We start from the raw sequence: 26,391 nt of genomic DNA, 5'->3' as shown, positions 1-26,391 counted from the left end.
AAAATCACGTTCTGCAGACAGCCTGATGGACAACGATGTTGTTGGGGGTCAGCGGTTCGACTACGGTCGAGCTGCTGATCCCCAACGTGTGTCTAAGGGCCTTTTCCCCTTCCGGGAAGGCCCTCGCGCTGCCTCTGCCAGAACGGCCCCAAGGCCCGCAGGAACTGCGGTCCCATGCTCAAGAGAGGAACCTCATGGCGACGAAAATCGCGATCAATGGTTTTGGACGTATCGGCCGCAACGTGCTGCGCGTGCTGGAGAACACCGGCCGCACCGACCTGGAACTCGTGGCGATCAACGACCTCACCGACCCCGCCCAGCTGGTGAACCTGACCAAGTACGACTCCGTCATGGGCCGCTACCCGGCAGATGTCTCCCTGGACGGCGACACCCTCGTCGCCGGTGACCGCCGGATCAAGCTCCTCTCCGACAAGGACCCGGCGAACCTGCCCTGGGGCGAGCTCGGCGTGGACGTCGTGCTCGAGTGCACCGGCTTCTTCACCACCAAGGAGTCCGCCGGCAAGCACCTCGAGGCCGGCGCCAAGAAGGTCATCGTCTCGGCACCGGGCAAGGGCGTCGACGCGACCCTGGTCATGGGCATCAACGAGAACACCTATGACCCGGAGAACCACACTGTGGTCTCCAACGCATCCTGCACCACCAACTGCCTGGCTCCGCTGGTCAAGGTGCTCAACGACGAGTTCGGTCTGGTCGAGGGTCTGATGACCACCGTCCACGCCTACACCGGTGACCAGCGCCTGCACGACGCGCCGCACGGCGATGCCCGCCGTGCCCGCGCCGCCGGCGTGAACATGGTCCCGACCTCCACCGGTGCGGCCGCCGCCATCGGTCACGTCATCCCCGAGGTCGACGGCAAGCTTGACGGCTACGCCATCCGCGTCCCGGTCATCACCGGCTCCGGCACCGACCTCACCGTCGCCATCGAGAAGGAGGGTGTCACGGCCGAGCAGGTCAACGCCGCCTTCAAGAAGGCCGCCGAGGGACCGCTCAAGGGCATCCTGGCCTACAACGAGGACCCGCTGGTCTCCTCCGACATCGTCGGCGACTCGCACTCCTCGATCTTCGATGCACCGCTGACCAAGGTCATCGGCAAGACCGTCAAGGTCTTCGCCTGGTACGACAACGAGTACGGCTACTCCTCCCGCCTGGTGGACATGACCGCACACGTCGGCCGCTGATCCAGCTCGCCTGACCGCAAGGGCCCCGGCTCGACGAATCCTCGTCGGGACCGGGGCCTCTGCCGTGCGGCACCGGCGCGTCGTCGTCGTTGTTGTTCTGGCCGGTCCTGATCTGTTCTGGCCTGAACCGGCCGTGACGCGGCGCCCGCCCTCCGGCCCCCAGCTCCCTGTCTCTCCCTTCCAGCGATTGGTACCCTGATCACATGACTGCAGCCACCCTTGACGCCCTGCTCTCCGAAGGCCTGGACGGGCGCCGCGTGCTCGTCCGCTCCGACCTCAACGTGCCGCTGAAGGATGGTGTCGTCACCGACGACGGCCGCATCCGCGCCTCGCTGCCGGTGCTCGAGAAGCTCGCCGCCGCCGGCGCCCGGGTGCTGGTCACCGCGCACCTGGGCCGCCCCAAGGGCGAGCCCGACCCGCAGTACTCGCTGGCCCCCGTGGCCGCCCGGATGGCCGAGCTCAGCAAGGTCGACGTGCTGCGCGCCGATGACCTCGTCGGCCCCAGCGCCCAGGAGAAGGCCGCCGCGCTGGAGCCCGGTCAGATCCTGCTGCTGGAGAACGTCCGCTTCGACCCGCGCGAGACCTCCAAGGACGACGCCGAGCGGGCCAGCCTGGCCGCCGAGCTCGCCGCCCTGACCGGCACCGACGGCGCCTACGTCAACGACGCCTTCGGCGCCGTGCACCGCGCCCACGCCTCGGTCGCCGACATCACCACGAAGCTCCCCGCCTACCAGGGCGACCTGGTCCGCGACGAGCTGCTGGTGCTCCAGCGCCTCACCGAGACCCCGGAGCGGCCCTACACCGTGGTCCTCGGCGGGTCCAAGGTCTCCGACAAGCTCGCCGTCATCGAGAACCTGATGAGCCGCGCCGACACGCTCCTGGTGGGCGGCGGCATGGTGTTCACCTTCCTCAAGGCCCAGGGCCACGGCATCGGCAAGTCGCTGGTGGAGAACGACAAGCTCGACACGGTCAAGGGCTTCCTGGAGGCCGCCGAACGGCAGAACTGCCGGATCGTGCTGCCCACCGACATCGTGATGGCCTCGGCCTTCGCCGCCGACGCCGACGTCGAGGTGCTCCCGGTGGACGCCCTGGAGTCCGGGGCCGCCGGCGCCGAGGCGCTCGGCCTGGACATCGGACCCGAGACCTCCCAGGCCTTCGCCGCCGAGATCGCCCAGGCCAAGACGGTCTTCTGGAACGGGCCCATGGGCGTGTTCGAGATGGAGGCCTTCGCCAAGGGCACCGCCGCGGTCGCCGAGGCGCTGACCACCACCGAAGCCTTCACCGTGGTCGGCGGCGGCGACTCCGCAGCCGCCGTGCGCGCGCTGGGCTTCGACGAGGACAGCTTCGGCCACATCTCCACCGGCGGCGGCGCCAGCCTGGAATACCTCGAAGGCAAGTCGCTGCCCGGCATCGACGCACTCGAAGGCTGAGCTCGCGCTCCCGCCGACCTGCTGATCTCACCACTGTTGAAAGGGAATCCCTCTCCATGACTACTCAGAAGAATGGCGTCTTCGTGCGTCGCCCGCTGATCGCTGGCAACTGGAAGATGAACATCGACCACATGGAGGCGATCGCGCTGGTCCAGAAGCTCGCCTGGACGCTGAACGACGCCGGCCACGACTACGACCGCGTGCAGGTCTCGGTGTTCCCGCCGTTCACCGATCTGCGCGGCGTCCAGACCCTGGTCACCGGGGACAAGCTGAGCATCGACTACGGCGCTCAGGACCTCTCCGACCAGGACTCCGGCGCCTACACCGGGGACATCTCCGGGGCCTTCCTGAAGAAGCTCGGCTGCACCCAGGTGCTCATCGGGCACTCCGAGCGCCGCGAGGTCCACGGCGAGACCGACGAGCTGCTCAACGCCAAGCTCGTCGCCGCGCTGCGCCACGGGCTGACCCCGGTGCTCTGCGTCGGTGAGGGCCTGGACGTCCGCGAGGCGGGCAACCACGTGGCCCACACCCTGGCCCAGCTCGAGGGCGCCCTGGCCGGTCGCAGCGCCGAGGAGCTCACCGAGCTCGTCGTCGCCTACGAGCCCGTCTGGGCCATCGGCACCGGCAAGGTCGCCGGCCCCGAGGACGCGCAGGAGATGTCGGCTGCGATCCGCGCCAAGCTCGCCGAGCTGTACTCCCAGGAGTTCGCCGACACCGTCCGGGTGCTCTACGGCGGTTCGGTGAAGTCCAAGAACGTCGCCTCGATCCTGGCCGGCGCCGACGTGGACGGCGCCCTGGTCGGCGGCGCGAGCCTGGACACCGACGAGTTCAGCAAGATCATCTCCTTCGAGAAGCACACCGACACCGGGGTGCAGGGCTGAGCTGGCTCCGGAAGCCAGGATTCGGTCCCATCCGGGCTATCCTGGTAGCTGATTCGCTCCCGTTCCATCACGAAAGGTCGCTGTGTCTGCGCTGACCATCACACTTCAGGTCGTCCTTGCCCTGATCAGCCTGCTGCTGATCCTGCTCATCCTGCTGCACAAGGGCCGCGGCGGCGGCATGTCTGACATGTTCGGCGGCGGCGTGACCTCATCCCTGGGGTCCTCCGGCGTGGCGGAGCGGAACCTGAACCGGCTGACCATCACCCTGGCGGTGACCTGGGGACTGATCATCGTGGCCCTGGCCCTGATCGTCCCCCTGGGCGCCGATATCTGACGCCCCACCCCGGCACGAGAAAAGCCCAGCTCGACCATCCGGTCGGACTGGGCTTTCTCGTTTCCTGGGTGGTTGCGTTTTCCGGCGGTTACGAAGTAGCCGGAAAACGCAACCACCCAGGAAGGGGTTAGCGGAGTTTCGTGGCGGCTGCCTGATCCAGGTGCCAGATGGTCTCCCGGGCGCCGCGGGCGTTGACCGCCGGGATCTCGGTGAGCTCGGTGCCCTGGGTCAGCGCCTTCGAGGCGGCCTCGGCCTTGTCCGCGCCGGCCACGACCATCCAGACCCGCTCGGCGGTGTGGATCGCCGGGAAGGTCAGGGTGATCCGCTGCAGCGGGGGCTTCGGGGACTGGTCCTCGCTGGTCGTGGTCTGCTCGGTGACGTGCAGCGAGTCCTTGCCCGGGAACAGGCTGGCCACGTGGCCGTCGGGGCCGACGCCGAGCAGCAGCACGTCGAAGCGGGGGAGGGCCAGCCCGTTGCGGCCGCCCTCGACCGTGTGACCGGCCAGCTCGGAGGCATACATCTCCGCGCCGATCGGCGGGGCCTCGGCCTCCTCCGAGGTGGCCATCCGGTGGACGTTCTCCTCCGGCAGCCCGTGCTGGATCAGCAGATGATCGAGCAGCGCCTCATGAGCCTGCTGGGCGTTGCGCTCCGGGTCGTCGCTGGGCAGCAGCCGCTCGTCGCCCCACCAGAAGTGGACCTTGCTCCACGGCGGGGTCTCCACGCCGGGCTTCGCGACCAGCTCCGCGACCTGGGAGAGCACGGCGATGCCGGCGCTTCCGCCGGTGAGCACCGCGTGGGCGTCACCGTGCTGACGTGCCGCGTCGACCAGGACCGCGAGCAGCCGCTCCGCGACCACGGTGACCAGCTGGTCCTTGTCGGCGTAGATCTCGGTGCGGGGAGCCGCCAGGGTGGTCTGGGGGGAATCGGTCATGAGGGTGCATCCTTCCGCAGCATCGTCACTGATGCTGCGAGCCTAGTGGGTCGGTCGGGGATGAGTCAGCTGATCGTCTGGGTGGCGCCGGAGAGGTCCGTGGCGGGCAGCGCCCGGGTGAGCACCTCGCCGAAGACCTCGTCGGAGTCCAGCCGGCGCAGCTCCTCGGCCAGGCACACCTCCAGGGTGCGCACCGGCAGCGGCACGCCCTGGACCAGGCCGTCCGCGGAGCGCAGCTCGGCGATCTCCTCGCCGCGCGGCCGGGACAGGCTCACGTCGCCGCTGGGGCGGTGGAAGGTGACCGCGGTCAGGGTCAGCGGCAGCGGAGAGTCGGCGGGAGCCTCCGTGGACGCCAGGGTCACCGGGATCTGCAGCGCCTGCTGCAGCCAGGCGGCGAGCAGCGCCGCGCTGGGCAGGTCCGCGGCGGCCTCCACGGTCACCGAGGTCAGGTCTGCCGGGTCCAGGGTGTCCAGGACGCTGGCCAGCTGGATCCGCCAATGGGTCAGCCGGGTCCAGGCCAGATCGGTGTCGCCGTCGGCGTAGTGCGCGGAGATCCGCTGCAGCGCCTGCAGCGGCCGCGGGTCCATCGCGGAGTCGGTGATCCGGCGGTGCGCGATCCGCCCGATCGGGGTGCGGCTGACGTTTTCCGGCAGCTCATCGGCCCACCAGGCCACGATCGGCGCGTCGGGCAGCAGCAGCGCGGAGACCATCGCCTCGTTCTGCTGGGCGAGCTCGCCGGAGGCCTCCAGCACGATCACCTCGGAGGCGCCGGCGTCCCCGCCCACCCGGATCTGGGCGTCCAGCCGGGTCTCGTCCGCGGACCGGCCGGTGGCCAGCACGATGATCCGGCAGGGGTGCTCCCGGGAGGCCAGGTTCGCCGCGGCGATGGCGGGCTCGGCGTTGTCCTTGGAGGTCAGGATGACCAGGGTCAGCACCCGGGTCAGCGCGACGACGCCGCCGTCCTCGCGCAGCTCACGCAGCTTCTTGGAGACCTTGGAGGTGGTGGTGTTCTCGATATCGACGATCACTGGGAGTTCTCCTTTATGGCCTGCGCCAGGTGCGGCCGTCGCGGGCCAGCAGGTCATGGGCGGACTGGGGTCCCCAGCCGCCCGGGGCATAGGGCTCGGGCTGGACCTGCTGGGCGGCCCAGTGCTCCTCGAAGGGATCCAGGATCTTCCAGGAGAGCTCGACCTCCTCCTGCCGCGGGAACAGCGGCGGCTCGCCGAGCAGCACGTCGAGGATCAGCCGCTCATAGGCCTCGGGGCTGTCCTCGGTGAAGGCATGCCCGTAGCCGAAGTCCATGGTGACGTCGCGGACCTCCATCTGGGTGCCCGGGACCTTGGAGGTGAACCGGATGGTCGCACCCTCATCGGGCTGGACCCGGATGACGACGGCGTTCTGACCGAACTCGTGGTCGTCGTGGTCCTGGAAGAGCAGGTTCGGGGCGCGCTTGAAGATCACCGCGATCTCGGTGACCCGGCGGCCCAGCCGCTTCCCGGCGCGCAGGTAGAACGGGGCGCCGGCCCAGCGGCGGGTGTTGATGTCGAGCTTCAGCGCGGCGAAGGTCTCGGTGATCGAGTCGGGGTTGAAGCCCTCTTCGTCCAGGAACCCGACGACCTTCTCGCCGCCCTGCCAGCCGGAGGTGTACTGGCCCCGGGCCGAGGCGGCGCCGAGGTCCTCGGGCAGCCGGACGGCGGCGAGCACCTTCTCCTTCTCGGCGCGCAGGTGATCCGCGTCGAAGGAGATCGGCTCCTCCATCGCGGTCAGCGCGAGCAGCTGGAGCAGGTGGTTCTGGATCACGTCGCGGGCGGCGCCGACGCCGTCGTAGTAGCTGGCGCGCCCCCCGATGCCGATGTCCTCGGCCATGGTGATCTGCACGTGGTCCACGTACTGGGCGTTCCAGAGCGGCTCGAAGAGCTGGTTCGCGAAGCGCAGCGCCAGCAGGTTCTGCACCGTCTCCTTGCCCAGGTAGTGATCGATCCGGAAGACCGCATCCGGCGGGAACACCGACTCGACGACGGCGTTGAGCTCGCGCGCCGAGTCGAGGTCATGGCCGAAGGGCTTCTCGATGACCACCCGGCTCCACGGGTCCTCCAGGGTGTCCTGCGGGGCGGCGAGCCCGTGCGAGGAGAGCTTGTGGCAGACGATCTCGAAGGAGTTCGGCGGGATCGAGAGGTAGTAGGCGTGGTTGCCGCGGGTCCCGCGGGACTCCTTGAGCTCCTCGAGGGTCTCGCCGAGGCGGGCATAGGCGTCGTCGTCGTCGAACCCGGAGGCGGTCACGAAGCGCAGCCCGGCCGAGAGCTGGTCCCAGACCTGCTGATCGAACGGGGTGCGCGCAGAGGCCTTGACCTGCTCGAGCACCTCCCCGGCGAACTGCTCGTGGGTCCAGTCGCGCCGGCCGAAGCCGACCAGCGAGAAGCTCGGCGGCAGCAGCCCGCGGTTGGCCAGGTCGTAGATGGCCGGGAGCAGCTTCTTGCGCGCGAGGTCGCCGGTGACGCCGAACATCACCATCGCCGAGGGGCCGGCGATCCGGTTCAGCCGGCGGTCACGCGGATCCCGCAGCGGGTTGCTGGACTTGCTCGGCTTGCTGCGCGATCCCGCGCCGCTGCGCTTGGCAGACTCGCTCACAGGGCGTCCACGGTCTCGATGACCTGGGTCAGACCGGCGGTGCGGTCGTTCAGGTGCACCTGCAGCACCGGCATGTCATGCCCGGCCAGGACCTGGGCGTCGCCCTCGGCCTGGGCGGCGATCAGCTTGGCCAGCGTGAAGGGCCGGTCCGGGACCTCCACGTCGCTCGCCGAGCTGGTGGTCAGCTGCAGGAACGCGCCCACGTGGGGGCCGCCCTTGTGGAACTGTCCGGTGGAGTGCAGGAACCGCGGGCCCCAGCCGAAGGTCACCGGACGTCCGGCGAGCGAGGAGAGCTGCGCGCGGATCGCCTCGAGCTGGGTCTCGGTGGTGCGGTCCAGGTAGGCGGTCACGGCGAGGTAGCCGTCCGCCGGCACGGATTTCACCAGCGCCTGCAGCGCCTCGCTCAGCGTCGAGGGGTCAGCCTCGGTCAGGGCGGAGCCGCCGATGGTGCGGAACGCGACCGCGCCGTCGGTCACGGAGTCTCCGGCCTCAGGGGCGGGGGCGTCGAGCAGGCCGCGGGCCGCGGTCTTGGCGGACTCCACGTCGGGCTGGTCGAAGGGGTTGATGCCCAGCAGCGCGCCGGCGACCACGGTGGCGACCTCCCAGAGCATGAACTGGGCGCCGAGGCTGCCGCCGGTGCGGACCTTGTGCGAGCTGACCACCAGGTCGGCGTCGTCGTTGTCCACCGAGGCGCCGTCTTCGACCTCGACGTCGATGATCTGCACGATGAGCACGTCGTCCTCGTCGCGGTGCAGCTCGGGCTCGCCGTCGGCGACGATCACCGGCAGCAGGCCGGTGCCGTTCTTGCCGGTGGACTCGGCGATCAGCTGTTCGATCCAGTTGCCCAGCCCGATCAGCGGGGACCCGTCGTCGACGATCACGAGCTTGTTGCGCAGCGGGACGGTGCCGCCGATCGCGGAGCCCAGGCGCAGACCCGGGTTGTCGGCGTCGTCCTCGGAGAGGATCGCGAGGGTCTCCTCGGCGTCGTCGAGCAGCGACTCGAGGTCGGCGCCGGCCAGACCGGAGGGGACCAGGCCGAAGGCGGTGAGCGCGGAGTAGCGGCCCCCCACGGTGGGGTCGGCCTCGAAGATCGCGCGGACCCCGGCCTCGGTGGAGGATTCGCTCAGCGGGGAGCCGGGATCGGTGACGATCACGGTGCGGGACACGGCGTCGATGCCGGCCTCGGTCATCGCCTGCTGCACGATCCGGCGCTGTGAGTCGGTCTCCACGGTGGAGCCGGACTTCGAGGAGACCACGAGCACGGTCTTGTCGATGTCGGCGCCGATGACGGCGGCCACATGCTGCGGGTCGGTGGAGTCCAGCACGGTGAGCTCCACCCCGGCGGTGGCGCAGATGACCTCAGGGGCGAGGGAGGAGCCGCCCATGCCGGCGAGCACCACCCGGGTCACGCCCTCGGCGGCGAGCTCCTCGCGCAGCGCGGCGATCTTCGGCAGCAGCGCCCGGGAGTCCTCGAAGAGCGAGACCCAGCCGAGCCGCTTGCTGGCCTCGTCCTCGGCGTCCACGCCCCAGAGGGTGTGGTCCTTCGCGACCAGCCGGGAGGCGAATTCGTGGTCGAGCAGACCGGGAACCTGGTGCTCAGCGGCCTCACGGGCCGCTCCGGTCAATGTCAGGGAGAGTGAGCTCATGACGTGCTTCCTTTCTCAGCCGAACGCCTCGGTTCAGCCTGGCCAGCATCTGCGCTTATAGGGGGCCGGTGGGATTCACATGGCTGTTGACCCTGATCGATGCCCGGTCGGGGGAGTCATAGGCTCCAGTCCTGCTGGGGCCTGCGACGCCGCCCGAGCCGGGCACCGTACGGAGTGAACAGTCGCCGGTCAGCTCAGCGGGTGAGCCGACCGGAGATCAGGTCAGCTGTTGCGCTTGAGCCCATCATCGATGGTGCCCAGCAGGCCAGTCCAGGAGACCTCGAACTTCTGCAGACCCTCGGTCTCCAGGGTGTCGACGACCTCGCGGTAGCGGATCCCGGCGGCGGAGATGCCGTCGAGGACCCGGTTGGCCTCCACGTAGGTGCCGGTGAGCGTGTCCTTCTCGACGACGCCGTGGTCGGCCAGGGCCAGCAGGGTCTTCTCCGGCATGGTGTTGACCACGTCGGTCCCGGCCAGCTCGGTCACATACAACGTGTCCGAGAGGTTCGGGTCCTTGGTGCCGGTGGAGGCCAGCAGCAGGCGCTGCGGGCGTCCGCCGCGCTCGGCCAGCAGCTGCCAGCGCTCGGAGGAGAAGGTCTCCACCGCGATCTGGTGCGCCAGGCGGGCGTTGGCCACCGCGGCCTGGGACTTCAGCTTCTCGGTGCCGGGCTTGCCCTCTTCGGCGGCGAGCTCCAGGCGCTTGTCGATCTCGGCGTCCACGCGGGAGACGAAGAAGGAGGCCACCGAGTGGATCTTCGAGATGTCGATCCCGTCCGAGTGGGCCTTCTCCAGGCCGAGCATGAACGCGTTGATGACCGCGCGGTAGCGCTCGAGCGAGAACACCAGGGTCACGTTGACACTGATGCCCTCGGCGACCACGGCGGCGATCGCTTCGATGCCCTCGACGGTGGCGGGGATCTTGATCAGCACGTTCTCCCGGTCCACCGCCTTGTAGAGCTCGCGGGCCTGGGCGATGGTGCCGGCGGCGTCGCGGGCCAGCCGGGGGTCGACCTCGATCGAGACCCGGCCGTCGACGCCGTCGGTGGCGGCGTAGACCCCGGCGAACACGTCGCAGGCCTCGCGCACATCGGCGGTGGTGATGTCGAAGACGGCCTTCTCGGCGTCGGCTCCGGCGGCGGCCAGCTCGGCCAGCTGCGCCTCGTAGGCCTCGCCGTCCTTCAGCGCGGACTCGAAGATCGTCGGGTTGGTGGTGACGCCGACGACGTTGTGCGAGTCGATCAGCTTCGCGAGCGAGCCGGAGTTCAGCCGTTCGCGGGAGAGGTCATCGAGCCAGATCGAGACGCCGAGGTCTGAGAGCGCCTGGGTGTTCTTGTTTGCAGTCATGTTGTTCTCCTGATGCCAGGGTGTGGATGAGTCTGATGCGCCGGGTGCCTGGGGGCTGAGCCGGTCGGAGGCTCAGCCTCCAGGCGGTGCCGGGTGAGAGCGGTGCCGCTCGACAGGACGTGCCAGTCGAGCGACGCTGCTCCTAGGAGGCGGCGGCGATGGATTCCTGGGCTGCCTCGGTGACAGCGGCGGTGGTGATCCCGAACTTCTCGTAGAGCACCTTGTAGTCGGCGGAGGCGCCGAAGTGGTCCAGACCGATGATCCGGCCGGCGTCACCGACGATGTCCCGCCAGCCCATGGAGGACGCGGCCTCCACGGAGACGCGTGCCTTCACCGCGGCCGGGATGACGCTCTCGCGGTAGTCGGCGTCCTGCTCGAAGAACCATTCGCGGCAGGTCATCGACACCACGCGGGCGGCGATGTTCTGCTGGCTGAGGGCCTCGCGGGCCTCCACGGCCAGCTGGACCTCGGAGCCGGTGCCGATGAGCACGACGTCGGGGGTGACCACGGCGCCGTCGCGGACCGCCTCGGCGAGCACGTAGGCTCCCTTGGCCGCGCCCTCGACCGCACCGAACTCGGTGGCGGTGGCCACACCGGTGCCGCGGGCGTAGGTGGGGATGTTCTGGCGGGTCAGCGCCAGACCGGCGGGCCGGTCGTTGCGGCGCAGCACCTCGCGCCAGGCGATCGCGACCTCATTGGCGTCACCGGGGCGGATCACATCCAGGTTCGGGATGGCCCGGAGGCTGGCGAGCTGCTCCACCGGCTGGTGGGTCGGGCCGTCCTCGCCCAGGCCGATCGAGTCATGGGTCCAGACGAAGATCGACCCGGTCCCCATGAGCGCGGCGAGCCGGATGGCGGGGCGCTGATAGTCCGAGAAGATCAGGAACGTGCCGTTGTAGGTCCGCAGCGGGGTGGACAGCGAGATGCCGTTGGTGATCGACGCGGCGGCGTGCTCCCGGATGCCGAAGTGCAGGTTGCGCCCGTAGGGGTTGCCGGCAAACTTCTCGGTGGAGCGGGACTCCGGGACGAAGGAGTCGTAGCCGGAGAGCAGCGTGTTGTTCGAGCCGGCGAGGTCGGCGGAGCCGCCCCACAGCTCGGGCAGCACCTCGGCGATGCCGTTGAGCACCTTGCCGGAGGCGGCGCGGGTGGCGACCTCTTCACCGGCCGGGAACTCGGGCAGCTTCGATTCCCAGCCCTCGGGCAGCTCGCCGGCGGTGAGCCGGTCCAGCAGCTTCGCGGCATCGGGGTTGGCGTCGCGCCAGGAGCCGAACTTCTTGTCCCATTCCTGGCGGGTCTCGACGCTGCGCTCGAGGATCTTGCGGGCGTGGGTCAGGACCTCGCCCTCCACGGCGAAGTGCGCCTCGGTGTCGAAGCCGAGCAGCTCCTTGAGCGCGACGAGCTCGTCGTTGCCGAGCTTCGAACCGTGGATGCCGCCGGTGTTCTGCTTCTTCGGGGAGGGGTAGCCGATCACGGTGCGCAGCGCGATCAGGGAGGGCTTGGAGGTCTCGGCCTTGGCCGCCTCCAGTGCGCGGTGCAGCTCCTCGATGTCCTCGTCGTAGTCGCCGGACTTCTTCCAGTCCACGCGCTGCACGTGCCAGCCGTAGGCCTCGTAGCGGGCGGCGACGTCCTCGGTGAAGGCGATGTCGGTGTCGTCTTCGATGGAGATCTTGTTGTCATCCCAGACCACGACGAGGTTGCCGAGCTCCTGGTGGCCGGCCAGCGAGGAGGCCTCGGAGGTCACGCCCTCCTGGAGGTCGCCGTCAGAGGCGATGACCCAGATGGTGTGGTCGAAGGGGGACTCGCCGGCAGGTGCGTCGGGGTCCATCAGGCCGCGCATCCGGCGCTGGCCGTAGGCGAAGCCGACCGAGGAGGCCAGACCCTGGCCCAGCGGGCCGGTGGTCATCTCCACGCCGGCGGTGTGGCCGTACTCGGGGTGACCCGGAGTCAGCGAGTCCCAGGTGCGCAGCGCGGCCAGGTCCTCGACCTCGAGGCCGTAGCCGGAGAAGTAGAGCTGGAGGTACAGGGTCAGAGAGGTGTGACCGGGGGAGAGGATGAAGCGGTCGCGGCCGATCCACTTGGGATCAGTGGGGTCATGCTTCATCATCTTCTGGAAGATCAGGTAAGCGGCTGGGGCCAGCGACATCGCGGTGCCGGGGTGGCCTGAGCCGACCTTTTCCACGGAGTCGGCTGCGAGCACGCGCAGCGTATCGACTGCCCGCTTGTCCAGATCGGTGAATACGGCATTATCGGTCACTAGGTTTCCTCCAGATGGTGAGGGACGGTGGACAACGAGGGCCGCGCACATCGTTGTGCCGCGCAGGTTCAACCCTACCGGGGTAGAGGCTATTCCTGGCGGATCATCAGAGCATTGCTGAATGCTCACGAGCGATGATCGCGAGTATGAAATCTTGGAGCCGCTATCGTCTTCGCAGCGGCTGCCGATGTTCTGCGACGGTGCAGGCCGGTGTTTCTCCTGTTCGAGCCGGTCGGCTCAGCTCATCCCCAGGGCCAGCGAGATGAGCTCGAAGGAGCGGTGGTCGATCACCAGGTCCGCCTGCTCACGCAGGGCGGGCTTCGCGCAGAAGGCGATTCCCACTCCGGCGGCGGTGATCATGTCCAGGTCATTGGCGCCATCGCCCACGGCGACCACGTTGCGGGGGAGCAGACCCTGTGACGCCGACCACTGTTCAAGATACTCTCTCTTGGCTTCCCGGTCGACGACGGCGCCCCGGACGGTGCCCTCGAGAATCCCCTGCGGCGAGATCGACAGGTCATTCGCGTGATAGCCGGTGAGGCCCAGATCCGCGGCCAGCGGGGCCAGCACCTGCAGGAATCCGCCGGAGACGGCGTAGCTGGGCCAGCTGCGTCGGCGCAGCTCCGCGAGCAGCTCCCGGGCGCCCTGGGTGGGGGTGATCGCGGCGAGGGTGGAGTCGATGACGCTCTCGGGCAGGCCGGTGAGCGCCTGCACCCGCTGGTGCAGCGAGGCGGCGAAGTCGATCTCCCCGCGCATCGCGCGCTCGGTGACCTCGGCGACCTCGGCCTCCCGGCCGGCGTCGCGGGCCAGGAGCTCGATGACCTCCTGGTCGATCAGCGTGGAGTCCACATCCATGAGCAGCATCAGCCGGCCGTCGGGCGCGTGCAGCTGCGCCCGGCGCGGGGCCGGGAGCACCGTCTGGGTGACCGGGCCCTGAAGCTGGTACGCGGCGTCCTCGAGCAGCGAGACCGCCAGCTGCGAGCCGTAGGAGTCGTCGGAGTCATCCAGCGTCACAGACCAGCGCACCGCCGAGACCTCGGTGCCGTCGGCCAGCGGGACCTGGCGCAGTTCCACACTGTGGACAACGCCGCGTCGAGAGAACTCGTGGGTCAGGGAACGGATGAGTGGTCCGTCCAGTTCAGCGGCCGCCAACATGGCCACCGTGCCGGCGGGGAGATCAGGATCAGGGTGCGCAGTCATAGCGTGTTCAGCCTATAGCGCCTGATCGGGTTCGATAGTGTTGGGCCCATGAGCCCTGTCCTCGATATCCAGAATGTCAGCGTGCGCCGAGGGCGCAAGAATCTCCTCCATGACGTCTCCTGGACGGTGAACGAGGACGAGCGCTGGGTGATTCTGGGACCGAACGGGGCAGGCAAGACCACCCTGCTGCAGATCGCCGCCGCCCGGCTGTTCCCGACCACCGGCACGGCGAAGATCCTCGACGAGCAGCTCGGCGCCGTCGACGTCTTCGAGCTCCGCCCGCTGATCGGGTTCAGCTCCAACTCGCTGACCACCACGGTCCCGATGCAGGAGACGGCGCTGAACGTCGTCGTCACCGCCGCCTACGGGGTCACCGGTCGCTGGCGCGAGGAGTACGAGCAGCTCGATGAGCGCCGCGCCTTCGCGCTGCTCAACGAGTGGGGCGTGGGCACGGTCTTCGACCGCCCGTTCAGCACGCTCTCCGAGGGGGAGCGCAAGCGGGTGCAGATCGCCCGGGCGCTGATGACCGACCCCGAGCTGCTGCTCCTCGACGAGCCCGGCGCCGGACTCGACCTGGGCGGACGCGAGGCGCTCGTGGAGCGGACCAGCGAGCTGGTCACCAGCGAGGAGGCGCCGACGACGGTGCTCGTCACCCACCACCTCGAAGAGATCCCGCCCGGATTCACCCACGTGCTGCTGCTGCGCGACGGCACGACCGTCGCCGCGGGACCGATCGAGGAGACCATGACCTCGGCGAACCTCTCGAAGACCTTTGACACCGAGCTGGAGCTGATCCACCGGGACGGACGCTTCTCCGCGTTCAAGAAGCCGGCTGCGGCTGTGGCGGCGTCGTCGGCCGGCTCCGCGTCCTCGCAGGCTCGTGGCTGATGGAGGCGCTCGCTGACTTCTTCCTCGATGACCTGAGCGTCGCGCAGCTGCTGCTGATCCTGGTGGCAGGGATCTGGGCCGGCGCGATCAACACCGTCGTGGGCTCCGGCACGCTGGTGACCTTCCCGGTGCTGGTCGCCATGGGCGTCCCGCCGGTCTCCGCGACGATCTCCAACGCGATGGGACTCATCGCCGGCAACTTCACCGGCGCCTGGGGCTACCGGCGCGAGATCCGGCAGGTGAAGTCGGTGCTGGTGAAGCTGATCCCGGCCTCGGTGCTGGGCGGCGTGATCGGCGCGGTGCTGCTGATCACCCTGCCCGAAGAGGTCTTCGGCCGGGTCGCGCCGATCCTGATCGTGGTCTCGCTCGGCTTCGTCATCGCCCAGCCCCGGCTCTCCGCCTGGGTGCGGGCCCGGGCCGCGGCTCGGGAGAAGGACGCCGATCCCGCGACGGATGCTTCCACCACTGACGCCGACGCCGCCTCTGCCGCCGGGACGGAGGGCGCCGCGAAGTCTTCTAAGCCCTCGATGCCCACGGTGAGCCTGGTGCTGATGCTGCTGGTCTTCGCCGCCGGCATCTACGGCGGCTACTTCGTCGCCGCGCAGGGGATCCTGCTGATGGGCATCCTCGGAATCTTCCTGATGGCCAACATCCAGCAGGCCAACGGCGTGAAGAACCTGCTGGTCGCCGTCGTGAACCTGACCGCCGCGATCAGCTACCTGTTCGTGGACTACGTGCTGCGCGAGGCCGATGACCGGGTGATCCTCTGGGAGATCGTGGTGGTCATCGCGGTGGGCTCCATGCTCGGCGGACTCATCGGCGCCTGGGTCGGCCGCCGGCTCTCCCCGCTGGTGCTGCGCCTGATCATCGTCACCCTGGGCCTGGTCGCGCTGTTCGTGATGCTGCGCAACCTCTTCCTGGGTGGTTGAGTTTTCCGGCTACTACGTAACCGCCGGAAAACTCAACCACCCAGGACACACAACCACCCAGGACAGCGGGGTGTCCGGCAGGTGCGGGGTCGGTTTGATATAGTGCTGTGTTGGTCCAAACTCGGCCCACCCTCAGTTCCACGCTTCTGGCAAAATCCAGCGGCAGATGAAAAGGACACACTTCATGAAGTCTGATATCCACCCCAAGTACGAGCCGGTCATCTTCAACGACCTGGCCTCCGGTGAGAAGATCCTCACCCGCTCCACCACCTCCTCGAAGAAGACCATGGAGTGGGAAGACGGCAACACCTACCCGGTCATCGACGTCGAGATCTCCGCAGCCTCGCACCCGTTCTACACGGGCAAGCAGCGCATCATGGACTCCGAGGGTCGCGTCGAGCGCTTCAACGCACGCTTCAAGGGCTTCGGCGGCAAGAAGTAAGCACTTCGCTTCTTTCGCTCCAAGCACCTCCAGCAGGGCCACAGTCATCTTCGACTGTGGCCCTGCTGCTGTTTTGCGAGCCTGTTGGGCTGGAACCCGGCCAGCCGCGCGAGTCTGCCGCTGGTGAGTTCACCGCTCAGACCAGAGCCGGCTTGAACTCGGTGCCCACCGTGCTGCTGGGCTCCACGCGGCGCCAGGCGTCGGCGAGGATCTCCACGGCGAGGCTGGTCTCCTCCGCGGGGTAGCTGAACGGGAAGCGCAGGAACCGCTCGAAGGCTCCGCCGAGTCCGAACCTCGGGCCCGCGCCGATCGGGAGGCCGCCGTCGCGCGCGGCCAGCGCCAGCTGGGAACTGACGGGTTCCCCGATGTTGACCCAGGTGCACAGCCCCCCGGCGACGTGCGGGACATCCCACTGCGGGAAGTTCGCGCGCAGCAGGTGCTCCACATGGTCGCGCCCCTCGGTGAGCTGCACCGTCCGGAAGCGCAGGATCTCGTCGTACTGTCCGAGCAGCTCCAGGGCGATGAGCTGCTCCAAGATGGGCGTGCCCAGGTCCTGCGCGTAGCGGGCCTGTTCGAGTCGCCTGATCTTGTCGGGCTGCGCGCGGATCCACCCGAGCCTCAGTCCGCCCCAGACGGTCTTGCCCATGGACCCGACCAGGATCGCCGGCCCATAAGCGGCCAGCGGGGCTCCCGCAGCGCCGTCGATGTGCAGGTCCGCCGTCGTCTCATCGGCGACCACCAACGTGTCGTGGCGTCGGGCCAGATCCATGAGCAGCTCGCGCTGACTCGCCGGCATGACGGCACCCGTGGGGTTGTGGAAGTCCGGCATCACGTAGGCCAGGCCCGGTCTCGCCCCGCGGAAGGCCTGCACCAGCCCGTTGTCGTCCCAGCCTCGGCGGGGGTCCACGGTGACGGTCACCAGCCTGCGAGCCTTCAGGCCCAAGGCGTCGTAGGCGTGGGGGTAGCTGGGGGCCTCCACCAGGGCGGTGTCGGCCCGAGACAGGAACGTCTTGGTGATCAGTGAGATGGCATGCTGCGCCCCGAGGGTCACCATGATGTTCTCGGGCTCGGTCGGCACACCTTTGGCCGTGTACCGGTCGGCCAGAGCCTGGCGGAGTCGAGGCAGCCCGAGCAGGTCATAGCCGGTGCCGCCCAGGTAGGCCGGCAGCGCGTGCGCGGCTCGCAGGGCGGCCTCGGCGACCTGCGGGGCAGCGGGAGGTGCCGCCTTGCTGAAGTCGAGAGTGGTGGTGGTCCGCGCCTCGATGTCCGGCACCGGGCTGTCACGTCCCGGTATCGAGACCACGCTGCCGGATCCGCGGGTGCTGTGCAGGTAGCCGGCCTCGCGAAGCCGCGCATAGGCGGCCGCGACGGTCGTGCGACTCACGCCCAGCTCGGAGGCGAGTTCCCGTTCCGCCGGGAGCCGGGTGCCGAGCGGGATCCGACCATCGAGGGTGAGGAGGCGGATACGATCGGCGAGAGCACTGTAGGCAGGCCCCGCCACGCGCCACGCGCCGAGTTCCGAGGCCAGCCGGCGGGCAGTGAGAACCATCATCAGTCCACCATGCCACAATTGGACTCTTGTTGTAATGCCAATCAGCTGGTGAACTTCTCTCATGAGTCTTCGTGATGTGTGGCGCAGTGCCCAGCTGATGGTCGGATTGTTCCTCTATGGGTTCTCGCTCGCCATGATGATCAGAGCCACGCTTGGTGTCTCCCCGTGGGACGTCCTGGGCCAAGGCTCAGCGCTGCAGACCGGACTCCCGTTTGGAGTGATGACCAACATCATCGGACTCATCGTGCTCCTGCTGTGGATCCCGCTCCGGCAGAAGCCCGGAGTGGGCACGGTCCTCAACGTGCTGCTGGTGGGGCCGAGCGCGGAGGTCGGCCTGGCGGTCCTCGGCGAACCCGAGGCGCTGTGGGCGCGCATCCTGCTGTTCGCCGGCGGCTTGGTCCTCCTCGCAGTCGCCACGGGGCTCTATATCGGAGCCCAATACGGACCCGGCCCCCGGGATGGGCTCATGACCGGAGTGCATCGTCGCTTCGGCTTACCCATCTGGCTGGTTCGCACAGGTATCGAGGGAACGGTGCTTGTTCTGGGGTGGCTGCTCGGCGGTCCTGTGGGCCTTGGGACGGTGGCGGTCGCCTTGCTCATCGGCCCGTTGGTCCACCTGGCGCTGCCGATCTTCCTCATCCCGCTGCCCGAGCAACGCCCGCAGCCTCCCGGGCCGTCGACGCTCCACGGCTACACATAGACGCAGAGCGTCGCGATCACCGGCCAGACCCATCAACTCAAGGGACCATGATGCTGTCACTGTTGTCTGTCGTGCTCTTCACCGTTGCTGTCATTGCATATGTCGGGCGGGCGTCGATGCCTGCCCGGGAGCGCCTCCCCGTGACCAGCTGGAGCTCTCAAGACCTGTGGCGAAATGCCCGGCGCGGGATCGATGTGTGCGCCGCGCGCACGCCGCTGCAGCGGGTTCTGGATCAGCCCACCGACAAGACCCCGCCCAAAGGACAGTGAGGTGTCGCGGAGCCTCGCGGGGGGACCTGCTCGCGCCATTCGGCCGGCGGTCGCTGGGCTGAGGTTCCGAGACCGGACCCTGTCTGAGCCCCCGCCCCGGAAACTAGAATGAGCTATGGCTCAGACCGGCCGGACCACCGCCGCGGCGGTGCTGCTGGTCCTCGCGGCGGCAGTGGCGCTGCTGGGGGTGCTGCTCCACCACGGGTTCCTGGTCGAGTACGGCATCATCACCGACAATGCCCTTGAGGGCCTGGTCTGGGGGCTGACTGCCGGCGTCTCCGGCGTCGCACTCGTTCTGGTCCTCGTCATCGCCGGGATCGTCCTGGTGCTCTCTCGCCGAACCTGGATCCGGTGGACCGCCGTCGCCATCCCGGTCATCATGCTGCTCACGATGCTCGCCCTCACGCCCTTGGCGCTCAGGCAGAAGATCGAGGCCCAGTACGACTCCGTCCCGCGATGCGTGAGCGAGGACTCGGGGGAGCCCGCCGCCACCGCGGAGCGTCAGTCCCAGGAAGCGTTCGACTCCCTCGAGCACATCGGATCCTTCAACCGAGGCGGGACCAGCGGCGTCGGCGGCTGTGACCGGAGCCTGGAGGTCTCGGAGGAGGTCGATGTGCTCGGGCACTACCGGGGCGCGCTGCCAGAGACCGGCTGGGACGTGGTCGACGACGACGAGAACCACCTCCGTGCCCAACGGGACGGCATGGCGTTCGAAGTGACGCTCTGTCCCGGAGGTGCGGTCGTCTGGGCCGGGAACGACGACGACGTCAGCCCGCCGTGCCAGGAACCATGATGCACCTGAAGTGGGGGCGCTCAGTCATGGGTGTCCCTGGGCTGAACCGCGCCCCAACATCGAATCCATTCCTATTCACCTCAGAAACACCTGTCTTTTCGGCCCAAATGAACATAGGTTGTCATCACCTGAACTCAGAGGAGTTGACGTGAACCTGTACACCGTTGAGCGGGCTCAGAATGACCTGCTGATGCGAGTCCGTTCCCGCCTGAACAGCCGGATCGCCGCGAAAGTGCTCAAGTCCATCGAAGCCGCCAAGGGCCCGCTTCCAGGGCATCTCAAGGCACAGGCCGATGCCTACGCGGCCGATGTCCTCGGCTCCAAGAGCTATGCGCCGTGGCTGTACGTCTACAGCGCGATCGCCGGTGAGTTCCGAGAGGGGTGGATCCCCGACAACTACTACATGTCGGTGGTCCTTCCTGCGATCGAAGGTCGGTACGGCGGGCTCTCTGATATGCGGTCGATGACGGCGCGCGTCTTCGGCCACGGAAAAGAGATCCCCGACCGGGGATACGTGGTCAAGGGCCGGCTGTACGACGCGTCACTTGAACCGGTCTCGTCGTTCGAGGAGTTCACGAACCACATCTTCTCCGGGGTTGAGAAGGTGGCCTTCAAGGCCGACGCGAGTGATCGCGGACGCGGCGTGAAGATCCTTGATCGAGACAGGTTCATGCAGACGGCGGTGGGTCTTCCCGACGGCGTGATCCAGCCCTTCATCGACCAGCACGAGGCCTTTGCGCAGGTCGCGTCCCGCTCGGTCGGCACGCTGCGCATGACGACTGTGATCGAGCCAGACGGGCAGATCACCACCAGAGATGCCTATATGCGGTTCGGCCGGGACACCGACGACCATGTCTTCTCCGAGTCCAATATCCGCGTGCTGCTGGACACTGCCACCGGTGTCTTCAGTCCGATCGGCTACTCGGTGGACTGGCTCGAGATCGACCGGCATCCTGACTCCGGCTTCGTGTTCGCGGGGAACCAGGTGCCGAACTATGCAGCGTGCCTCGAGGCGGTAGAACGGCTGCATCGGCGCATCCCCATGGTCCCGTCCATCGGCTGGGATCTCACGGTTGACCAGGACGGTTCGGTGCAGGTGCTGGAGTGGAACAGCGGCCACAACGACATCAAGTTCTCCGAAGCGACCTCTGGTCCGTGCTTCACAGGCCTGGGCTGGGAGCACCTCGGCCGAAGCCGTGCCGAGGTCCCGGTCACCGGGTGACCGCGGGCGGCCGCACCGCCAGCACCCATAGGATTGCCCCATGACGGATACGCATCAGCATCACGGGGAGTACAAGGTCGTGGGCGGCAAGCTCGTCGTCGTCGACCTCCACACTGACCTCGACCCCCGCAGCCACCCGCGGGACGCCACCATCACCGCCGCCTCGGTCAACGGGGACTTCTTCCTCGAGCCCGATGAGGCGCTGGACTCGCTCAACGCCGCGCTGATCGGACTGCCGACCCGTGCCACCCGGGAGGAGATCGCCGAGTCGGTGCGTGCCCAGCTGCCGGCGGAGGCGCACATGTTCGGCTTCGACGAATACGCCATCGCCACCGCGGTGCGCCGCGCCCTCGGTCATGCCACCCGCTGGGAGGACCACGACTGGGAGGTCATGCCCGCGCTGCAGCTGCCCGTGGAGATGCACGTGGCGCTGGACCAGGTGCTCACCGAGGAGGTGGGTCGCGGCAACCGGCCCCCGCTGATGCGGATGTGGGACTACTCCGGCCGCGCCGTGGTGATCGGCTCCTTCCAGTCCCTGGCCAACGAGGTGGACTCCGAGGCAGCCCAGCGGCTCGGCGCCACCGTGGTCAGACGGATCACCGGTGGGGGAGCGATGTACATGGACGAAGGCAGCTTCGTCACCTACTCGCTCTCGGTCCCGCAGTCTCTGGTGGACGGGCTCAGCTTCGCCGATTCCTACCCGTTCCTCGATGCCTGGGCGATGGAGGCGCTGACCTCGATCGGGATCACCGCCTCGTACAAGCCGCTCAACGACATCGTCTCCACTGAGGGCAAGATAGGCGGCGCGGCGCAGAAGCGCCTGGCCAGCGGCGGCATGGTGCACCACGTGACCATGAGCTACGACATGAACGCCGACGACATGCTCCAGGTGCTGCGCATCGGGCGGGAGAAGATCTCCGACAAGGGGATCACCTCCGCCGCGAAGCGGGTGGACCCGCTGCGCAGCCAGACCGGGCTGGCCCGTCAGGAGATCCTCGACGCCTTCGTGGAGACCTTCGCGACCAAGTATGGCGCGCGGATCGCTGAGATCCGCCCCGAGGAGCTGGCCCGCGCCGAGCAGCTCGTCCAGGAGAAGTTCAGCACCGACGAATGGACCGCACGAGTCCCCTGAGCTGGGTCGACACAGCGTCCGACGGCGGGTGGTGACGTGCCCGATTCGCCCTCCCGTTCAGGGCCGTGCTAATGTTTCTTGTCGTTGCCTTTGAGGCAAAAACAAGATGCGCGGGTGGCGGAATAGGTAGACGCGCTAGCTTGAGGTGCTAGTCCTCGTATAAGAGGGTAGGGGTTCAAGTCCCCTTCCGCGCACATCTGAGAACGAAGCAAAGACCCCGGTCTGACATGGAGCAATCCAGTCGGCCGGGGTCTTTTGTTTCGTCCTGCCGGGCCCCCTGCGTTGAGGGGCGGATGCGGCGGGCATCTCATGCGGTTTATCCGCCCAACTGGTCGTACATTCCGCCCGTCAACGCAGAAAGGGCCAGATCCGCTTCTGACGCCGGGGATGGGTCTCAGTGGGCAGAGTCTCCGAAGGAGGCGACTGCGCCACGGACGGGCACGGTGAAGGCGTAGCAACTGTTCGCCTCGACGATCCGGGGACTGCGGTACATCAGGTCCCAGCCCGTGCCTTGGCCGTAGTCGGACTGGAAAGACTGGCCTCCGCCCAGACCCATGTACAAGGTCCGGGCCTGCTGGGGCTCAGACGCATGGCAGATGGCGCTGATCGTCCGAAAGTAGGGATCGACAACACCTCCGGATTCCTGGAAACAGGTTGGATCCTGTTCCGTGTCGAAACTGAGCCAGAGGTGCTGACGCCCGTCTCCGCACGCTGCCTCTGATTACTGATCTCGGAGAATGTCCTCGCGCCGCTCAGGCCAAGGGATGTTGGTGAGCTCTTCAATCACAGGAGTCAGGCTGATAGCCCCTTCGCTGTGTTCGTCCTCATACAACGGCGTTGCGTCGCCGGGATTGATCACTCCGTCGATCGTGAAGGTAGTGCCATCGATGTCGAGTTCCCAGAGAGCCTCGTCCAGCTCGATCAGGCCGGTCTCGTCTGGATCTGCACCTTGTGCTTGGGCCTCAGCGAAGGCGGTCGAGGTGAGTTCGTGGTCGAAGGGGTTTTCCGGCGTCGGCACCTCGTCGTAAGCGGCGATCGGCGGGGAGTCCTCGGCGGGAGGCAGCGGCGGGGCGTACATGTCGCTTGCGTCGGCATCTTCAGCCTGGGCAGCCTCCCATTCCAAGTAGTCAGGGTCGACGCCGTCGGGCACCTCGTCGGCCTCCACTGCGTCTGACGAACCCGCAGCATCGAGTGAGCCGTCGTCGGCCGCCGCAACATCAGCGGGAGCAGGGTTCTCGGCGCAGGAAGAGACCAAGAGAGCGACACCCACGATCGAGGCGGCAGGCCACCACTTGCGTATGTTCATATCGCGACTCTACAAAAACGAGGGTCTCTAGGCGAGAGAAAATTATGCACCACGCACTGAGGGGCGGATTCTGCCACCGGTTCAAGCCCGTCTCGGGTCAAACCAGGCGCAGAATCCGCCCCTCAACGTGGAAAGGGTCGAGCAGGGTCAGCGCGGGGCGGTGCCTGCGCCGGGGTTGCCGGGGTTGCGGCCGGAGCGGCTGCGTACCATACGGAAGACTTTGCGGCCGAGCCACATGAGAACTGTTCTGATGATCATGTTCGGAGTATAGCCGAGGACACACCTAAAGAGTGCATGCAACCTGTACAGAGCCTGGGAGGAGGAGACTCGATAGGCTGGGGGCAGAAGATTCCCCTACCCCAGGAGACGCACTGTGAGCATCGCCCCCGGCACGAATCCCGCAGATCCCGCAGCCGCCGCTGAGACCGAGGTCATCGACTTCTGCCGGGACCTGATCCGCTTCGACACCTCCAACTGGGGCGAGGGCAAGTCCAACGGGGAGCGCGAGGCCGCCGAGTACTGTGCCGCGATCATGCGCCAGGCCGGGCTTGAACCGGAGATCTACGAATCCGCACCCGGACGCACCTCCGTGGTGGCCCGGATGAAGGGCGCGGACCCGGAGCTGGGCGCGCTGGTCGTGCACGGGCACCTCGACGTCGTCCCCGCCCAGGCCGAGGACTGGCAGGTCGATCCCTTCGCCGCGGAGATCCGTGACGGGATGATCTGGGGCCGAGGGGCGGTGGACATGAAGGACATGAACGCGATGATCCTCGCCGCGCTGTTGCGGATGCACCGCGAGGGCCACCAGCCCCAGCGCGACCTGATCTTCGCCTTCTTCGCGGATGAAGAGGACAACGGCAGCTTCGGCGCCAAGTGGATGGTCGAGCACCACCCCGAGGCGTTCGCCGGCGCCACCGAGGCGATCAGCGAGGTCGGCGGGTTCTCCACCGACGTCGCCGGGCAGCGCGCCTACCTGATCCAGACCGGGGAGAAGGGCCTGCACTGGACCAAGATGACCGCCTCCGGCACCGCCGGGCACGGCTCCGCGATCCACAGCGACAACCCGGTGGTGCGGCTCGGCGCCGCCGTGGCCGCCATCGGCGAATACGAGTGGCCGCTGGACTACACCAAGACCACCCGGGCGCTGATGGAACAGCTCTCCGAGCTCACCGGGATCCCCTTCGACGAGAAGGACCCCTCCGAGCTCCTCGAAGCCACCGGCAGCGCCTCGAAGTTCATCTCCGCCACCCTGCGCAACACCTCCAACCCGACCCTGCTCGAGGGCGGCTATAAGCACAACGTGGTCCCCGGCTCCGCGTCGGCGCTGGTCGATGCGCGCACCCTCCCGGAGCAGGACGAGCAGGTCGCCGCGAAGCTCAAGGAGCTCGCCGGCGAGAAGGTCAGCTTCGAGCTGCTCAACGGCGGCCCCTCGCTGGAGGTCCCGTTCTCCGGGCTGCTCGTCGAACAGATGGTCGCCTCGCTCAAGGCCGAGGATCCCGAGGCCGTGGTGCTTCCCTACATGCTCGGCGGCGGCACCGACAACAAGCACCTGTCCTCGCTGGGGATCTCCGGCTACGGCTTCGCCCCGCTGCAGCTGCCCGCCGAACTGGACTTCACCGGCATGTTCCACGGCGTGGACGAGCGCGTCCCCACCGAGGCGCTGACCTTCGGCGTCCGGGTGCTGCACCGCTTCCTCGCCGCCCAGTAAGCCCCGCCCCCCGGCAGGCACACCGCAGGACAGCCCCGCCCCCGAGACCGCCCACCCGACAGTCAGTCCCCACCGCAGGAGCGCACCATGGACCCCGTCACCGCCGTGCTGAGCCCGGAGCTGCTGGCGCGCATCGCCGCCCGCGCCCCCGGATACGACGCCCGCAACGAGTTCTGCCACGAGGACCTCGCCGAGCTCACCGAGGCCGGGTACCTGCGCGCCATGGTCCCGACCGAGCTGGGCGGGCTCGGCTGGGACCTGCCGACCCTGGTCTCCGCGCAGCGCCGCCTCGCGGCCGCCGCCCCGGCCACCGCGCTCGCGGTGAACATGCACCACATCTGGGTGTCCGTGGCGCGCAGCATGGTCGCCGGCGGGCACACCGCCTTCGAGCAGGTGCTGCGCGAGGCGTCGAGCGGGGAGATCTTCGCCTTCGGGATCTCCGAGGCCGGCAACGACGCGGTGCTCTTCGACTCCACCACCCAGGCCGAGGTCGACGACGACGGCGCGGTCACCTTCACCGGCACCAAGATCTTCACCACCTTGGCCCCGGTCTGGACCCGGCTCGGCCTCTTCGGCAAGGACACCGCGGCCACCGGTGAGGCGGGGGAGACCCCGCTGATCTTCGGGTTCCTGGAACGCGAGGCCACCGGCTGGCGCACCATCGAGAACTGGGACACCCTCGGGATGCGCGCCACCCAGTCCCACGCCACAGCGCTGGAGGGCGCACGCGTGCCGCCGGAACGGATCGTGCGACGCCTCCCGGTGGGACCGAACCCGGACCCGCTGGTGTTCGCGATCTTCTCCTCGTTCCTGACCCTGCTCGCCGCGGTCTACACCGGCATCGGGGACCGGGCGCTGGCGCTGGGCGCGGAGCTGGTGGCCAAACGCACCTCGCTGCTGAGCGGGGAGACGATGGACCGGGATCCCGATGCCCGGTACAAGCTGGCCGAGGCGCAGCTGGCCCAGCTGTCTCTGGACTCCCAGCTGCGCGGGCTCGCTGCGGAGATCGAAGCCGGCGTCGACCATGGCGCCTCCTGGTCACCCCGGCTCGCGGCGCTGCGCACCAATGCCACCCGGACCGCACGCAAGGTCCTGGACCTGGTCCTGGGCGTCAGCGGGGGAGCGCAGTATCACCGTAAGTCCGAGCTCAGTCGGCTCTACCGGGACGCCCTGGCCGGGATCCATCACCCCTCCGACGACGAATCAGCCCACCGGACCCTGGCGAACTACACCCTCGGCCCGCTCTGAGGGACAAGTCTTGACCAGCACGTCCCAAGCAGCCCGCTGAAGATCACCCGGGAACGCGTAGCAGCGCTCGACGCGCGGCTCCGCTGCTACAGCGTGCGCTGGACCCGCATCACGCGGCGGCGCAGCCAATAGCGGCGCAGCCCGCCGGTGTAGATCATGGAGCGGCGGAGCTCCCATTTGCCGTACTCCGCGTGGTCGGTGACCCGACGGCGCACCTCTTTCAAGGACTCCTGCGGCTGGCAGGTGATGACCATGTATTCCCAGGTGGGACCGGCGTCGTCGGTCGTGGTGTAGAGCTCGGCCATGGGCTGGGACCACCAGTTCTGCTGGGTCATCAGAGGTTCACCTTCACTTT

The 26,391-nt window shown here is 68.2% G+C and carries 24 protein-coding genes and 1 tRNA gene; 15 read left to right on the top strand and 10 right to left on the bottom strand.

Annotated features, from left to right (window positions below):
• The first annotated feature begins 194 nt into the window (after positions 1-194).
• From gap to secG, 4 genes are all read left to right on the top strand, one after another.
• Positions 195-1,199, top strand: coding sequence for a type I glyceraldehyde-3-phosphate dehydrogenase (gene gap / locus BCL67_RS07500; protein WP_106122820.1), 1,005 nt, complete (start codon positions 195-197; stop codon positions 1,197-1,199).
• Positions 1,200-1,402: 203 nt separating this feature from the next.
• Positions 1,403-2,629, top strand: coding sequence for a phosphoglycerate kinase (locus BCL67_RS07495; RefSeq protein ID WP_106122819.1), 1,227 nt, complete (start codon positions 1,403-1,405; stop codon positions 2,627-2,629).
• A 56-nt stretch (positions 2,630-2,685) separates the two neighbouring features.
• Positions 2,686-3,510: a triose-phosphate isomerase gene (tpiA, locus tag BCL67_RS07490; protein WP_106122818.1), complete on the top strand. Its 825-nt coding sequence runs from the start codon at positions 2,686-2,688 to the stop codon at positions 3,508-3,510.
• Positions 3,511-3,592: 82 nt separating this feature from the next.
• On the top strand, positions 3,593-3,844 hold the full coding sequence (secG, locus tag BCL67_RS07485; protein WP_106122817.1) for a preprotein translocase subunit SecG: 252 nt from the start codon (positions 3,593-3,595) through the stop codon (positions 3,842-3,844).
• Between the two features lie 127 nt (positions 3,845-3,971).
• On the opposite strand, the gene pgl is transcribed toward secG, so the two are convergent.
• The 7 genes from pgl to serB form a co-directional block, all read right to left on the bottom strand.
• Complete coding sequence (pgl, locus tag BCL67_RS07480) at positions 3,972-4,775, bottom strand: 6-phosphogluconolactonase (protein WP_106122816.1); 804 nt, start codon at positions 4,773-4,775, stop codon at positions 3,972-3,974.
• A 65-nt stretch (positions 4,776-4,840) separates the two neighbouring features.
• The gene (locus BCL67_RS07475) at positions 4,841-5,803 is read right to left on the bottom strand and encodes a glucose-6-phosphate dehydrogenase assembly protein OpcA (protein WP_106122815.1); all 963 of its coding nucleotides are present in this window, start codon (positions 5,801-5,803) and stop codon (positions 4,841-4,843) included.
• 13 nt (positions 5,804-5,816) lie between these two features.
• Positions 5,817-7,286 carry a glucose-6-phosphate dehydrogenase gene (gene zwf, locus BCL67_RS07470; protein ID WP_219886449.1) on the bottom strand — a complete coding sequence of 490 codons (1,470 nt, stop codon included), beginning with the start codon at positions 7,284-7,286 and terminating at the stop codon, positions 5,817-5,819.
• A gap of 113 nt (positions 7,287-7,399) precedes the next feature.
• Positions 7,400-9,049: a glucose-6-phosphate isomerase gene (locus BCL67_RS07465; RefSeq protein ID WP_106122814.1), complete on the bottom strand. Its 1,650-nt coding sequence runs from the start codon at positions 9,047-9,049 to the stop codon at positions 7,400-7,402.
• 222 nt (positions 9,050-9,271) lie between these two features.
• Positions 9,272-10,393, bottom strand: coding sequence for a transaldolase (gene tal, locus BCL67_RS07460; RefSeq protein WP_106122813.1), 1,122 nt, complete (start codon positions 10,391-10,393; stop codon positions 9,272-9,274).
• 142 nt (positions 10,394-10,535) lie between these two features.
• Positions 10,536-12,647 (bottom strand): transketolase, encoded by a 2,112-nt coding sequence (tkt, locus tag BCL67_RS07455; RefSeq protein ID WP_258174860.1) that lies wholly within the window; start codon positions 12,645-12,647, stop codon positions 10,536-10,538.
• Positions 12,648-12,884: 237 nt separating this feature from the next.
• Entirely contained in the window at positions 12,885-13,847 is a 963-nt protein-coding gene (gene serB, locus BCL67_RS07450) for a phosphoserine phosphatase SerB (RefSeq protein ID WP_258174858.1), read from the bottom strand.
• 48 nt (positions 13,848-13,895) lie between these two features.
• On the opposite strand from serB, the gene BCL67_RS07445 reads away from it, so the two are divergent.
• The 3 genes from BCL67_RS07445 to BCL67_RS07435 all read left to right on the top strand — a co-directional run bounded on the left by BCL67_RS07445 (position 13,896) and on the right by BCL67_RS07435 (position 16,106).
• The gene (locus tag BCL67_RS07445) at positions 13,896-14,735 is read left to right on the top strand and encodes an ABC transporter ATP-binding protein (RefSeq protein WP_106122811.1); all 840 of its coding nucleotides are present in this window, start codon (positions 13,896-13,898) and stop codon (positions 14,733-14,735) included.
• Positions 14,735-15,664 (top strand): sulfite exporter TauE/SafE family protein, encoded by a 930-nt coding sequence (locus BCL67_RS07440; RefSeq protein WP_106122810.1) that lies wholly within the window; start codon positions 14,735-14,737, stop codon positions 15,662-15,664. Before BCL67_RS07445 ends, BCL67_RS07440 begins: the two co-directional genes overlap by 1 nt.
• Before the next feature lie 184 nt (positions 15,665-15,848).
• Positions 15,849-16,106, top strand: a complete 258-nt coding sequence (locus BCL67_RS07435; RefSeq protein WP_036474713.1) for a type B 50S ribosomal protein L31 — start codon at positions 15,849-15,851, stop codon at positions 16,104-16,106.
• Between the two features lie 136 nt (positions 16,107-16,242).
• Here BCL67_RS07435 and yczR read toward each other — a convergent pair whose 3' ends face one another.
• Positions 16,243-17,658, bottom strand: coding sequence for a MocR-like transcription factor YczR (gene yczR / locus BCL67_RS07430; protein WP_258174856.1), 1,416 nt, complete (start codon positions 17,656-17,658; stop codon positions 16,243-16,245).
• A gap of 61 nt (positions 17,659-17,719) precedes the next feature.
• Here yczR and yczE point away from each other — a divergent pair, with 61 nt between their 5' ends.
• From yczE to BCL67_RS07400, 6 genes are all read left to right on the top strand, one after another.
• Positions 17,720-18,358, top strand: a complete 639-nt coding sequence (gene yczE, locus BCL67_RS07425) for a membrane protein YczE (RefSeq protein WP_106122809.1) — start codon at positions 17,720-17,722, stop codon at positions 18,356-18,358.
• Between the two features lie 47 nt (positions 18,359-18,405).
• Positions 18,406-18,627, top strand: a complete 222-nt coding sequence (locus BCL67_RS07420) for a hypothetical protein (protein WP_146131105.1) — start codon at positions 18,406-18,408, stop codon at positions 18,625-18,627.
• Between the two features lie 115 nt (positions 18,628-18,742).
• Complete coding sequence (locus BCL67_RS07415) at positions 18,743-19,420, top strand: hypothetical protein (protein ID WP_106122807.1); 678 nt, start codon at positions 18,743-18,745, stop codon at positions 19,418-19,420.
• 148 nt (positions 19,421-19,568) lie between these two features.
• A complete protein-coding gene (locus BCL67_RS07410; protein ID WP_106122806.1) occupies positions 19,569-20,642 on the top strand; it encodes a sugar-transfer associated ATP-grasp domain-containing protein in 1,074 nt (357 codons plus the stop codon).
• 40 nt (positions 20,643-20,682) lie between these two features.
• On the top strand, positions 20,683-21,774 hold the full coding sequence (locus BCL67_RS07405; RefSeq protein WP_106122805.1) for a lipoate--protein ligase family protein: 1,092 nt from the start codon (positions 20,683-20,685) through the stop codon (positions 21,772-21,774).
• A 108-nt stretch (positions 21,775-21,882) separates the two neighbouring features.
• Positions 21,883-21,968 (top strand) — tRNA-Leu (locus tag BCL67_RS07400).
• A 527-nt stretch (positions 21,969-22,495) separates the two neighbouring features.
• Here the strand turns inward: BCL67_RS07400 and BCL67_RS07395 are convergent.
• A complete protein-coding gene (locus BCL67_RS07395; protein ID WP_106122804.1) occupies positions 22,496-23,080 on the bottom strand; it encodes a hypothetical protein in 585 nt (194 codons plus the stop codon).
• 373 nt (positions 23,081-23,453) lie between these two features.
• Between BCL67_RS07395 and BCL67_RS07390 the strand changes: the two genes are divergently transcribed.
• Positions 23,454-24,788, top strand: a complete 1,335-nt coding sequence (locus tag BCL67_RS07390) for a M20/M25/M40 family metallo-hydrolase (protein WP_374955635.1) — start codon at positions 23,454-23,456, stop codon at positions 24,786-24,788.
• 87 nt (positions 24,789-24,875) lie between these two features.
• A complete protein-coding gene (locus BCL67_RS07385) occupies positions 24,876-26,036 on the top strand; it encodes an acyl-CoA dehydrogenase family protein (protein WP_106122803.1) in 1,161 nt (386 codons plus the stop codon).
• A gap of 86 nt (positions 26,037-26,122) precedes the next feature.
• Here BCL67_RS07385 and BCL67_RS07380 read toward each other — a convergent pair whose 3' ends face one another.
• Positions 26,123-26,341: a DUF5703 family protein gene (locus BCL67_RS07380; RefSeq protein ID WP_106122851.1), complete on the bottom strand. Its 219-nt coding sequence runs from the start codon at positions 26,339-26,341 to the stop codon at positions 26,123-26,125.
• Positions 26,342-26,391: the final 50 nt, after the last annotated feature.

The organism is Nesterenkonia sandarakina, from assembly GCF_003003175.1.
Lineage (GTDB): Bacteria > Actinomycetota > Actinomycetes > Actinomycetales > Micrococcaceae > Nesterenkonia > Nesterenkonia sandarakina_A.
Note: the sequence above shows the minus strand (reverse complement) of the source record. Positions and strands in the feature narration are given on the sequence as shown.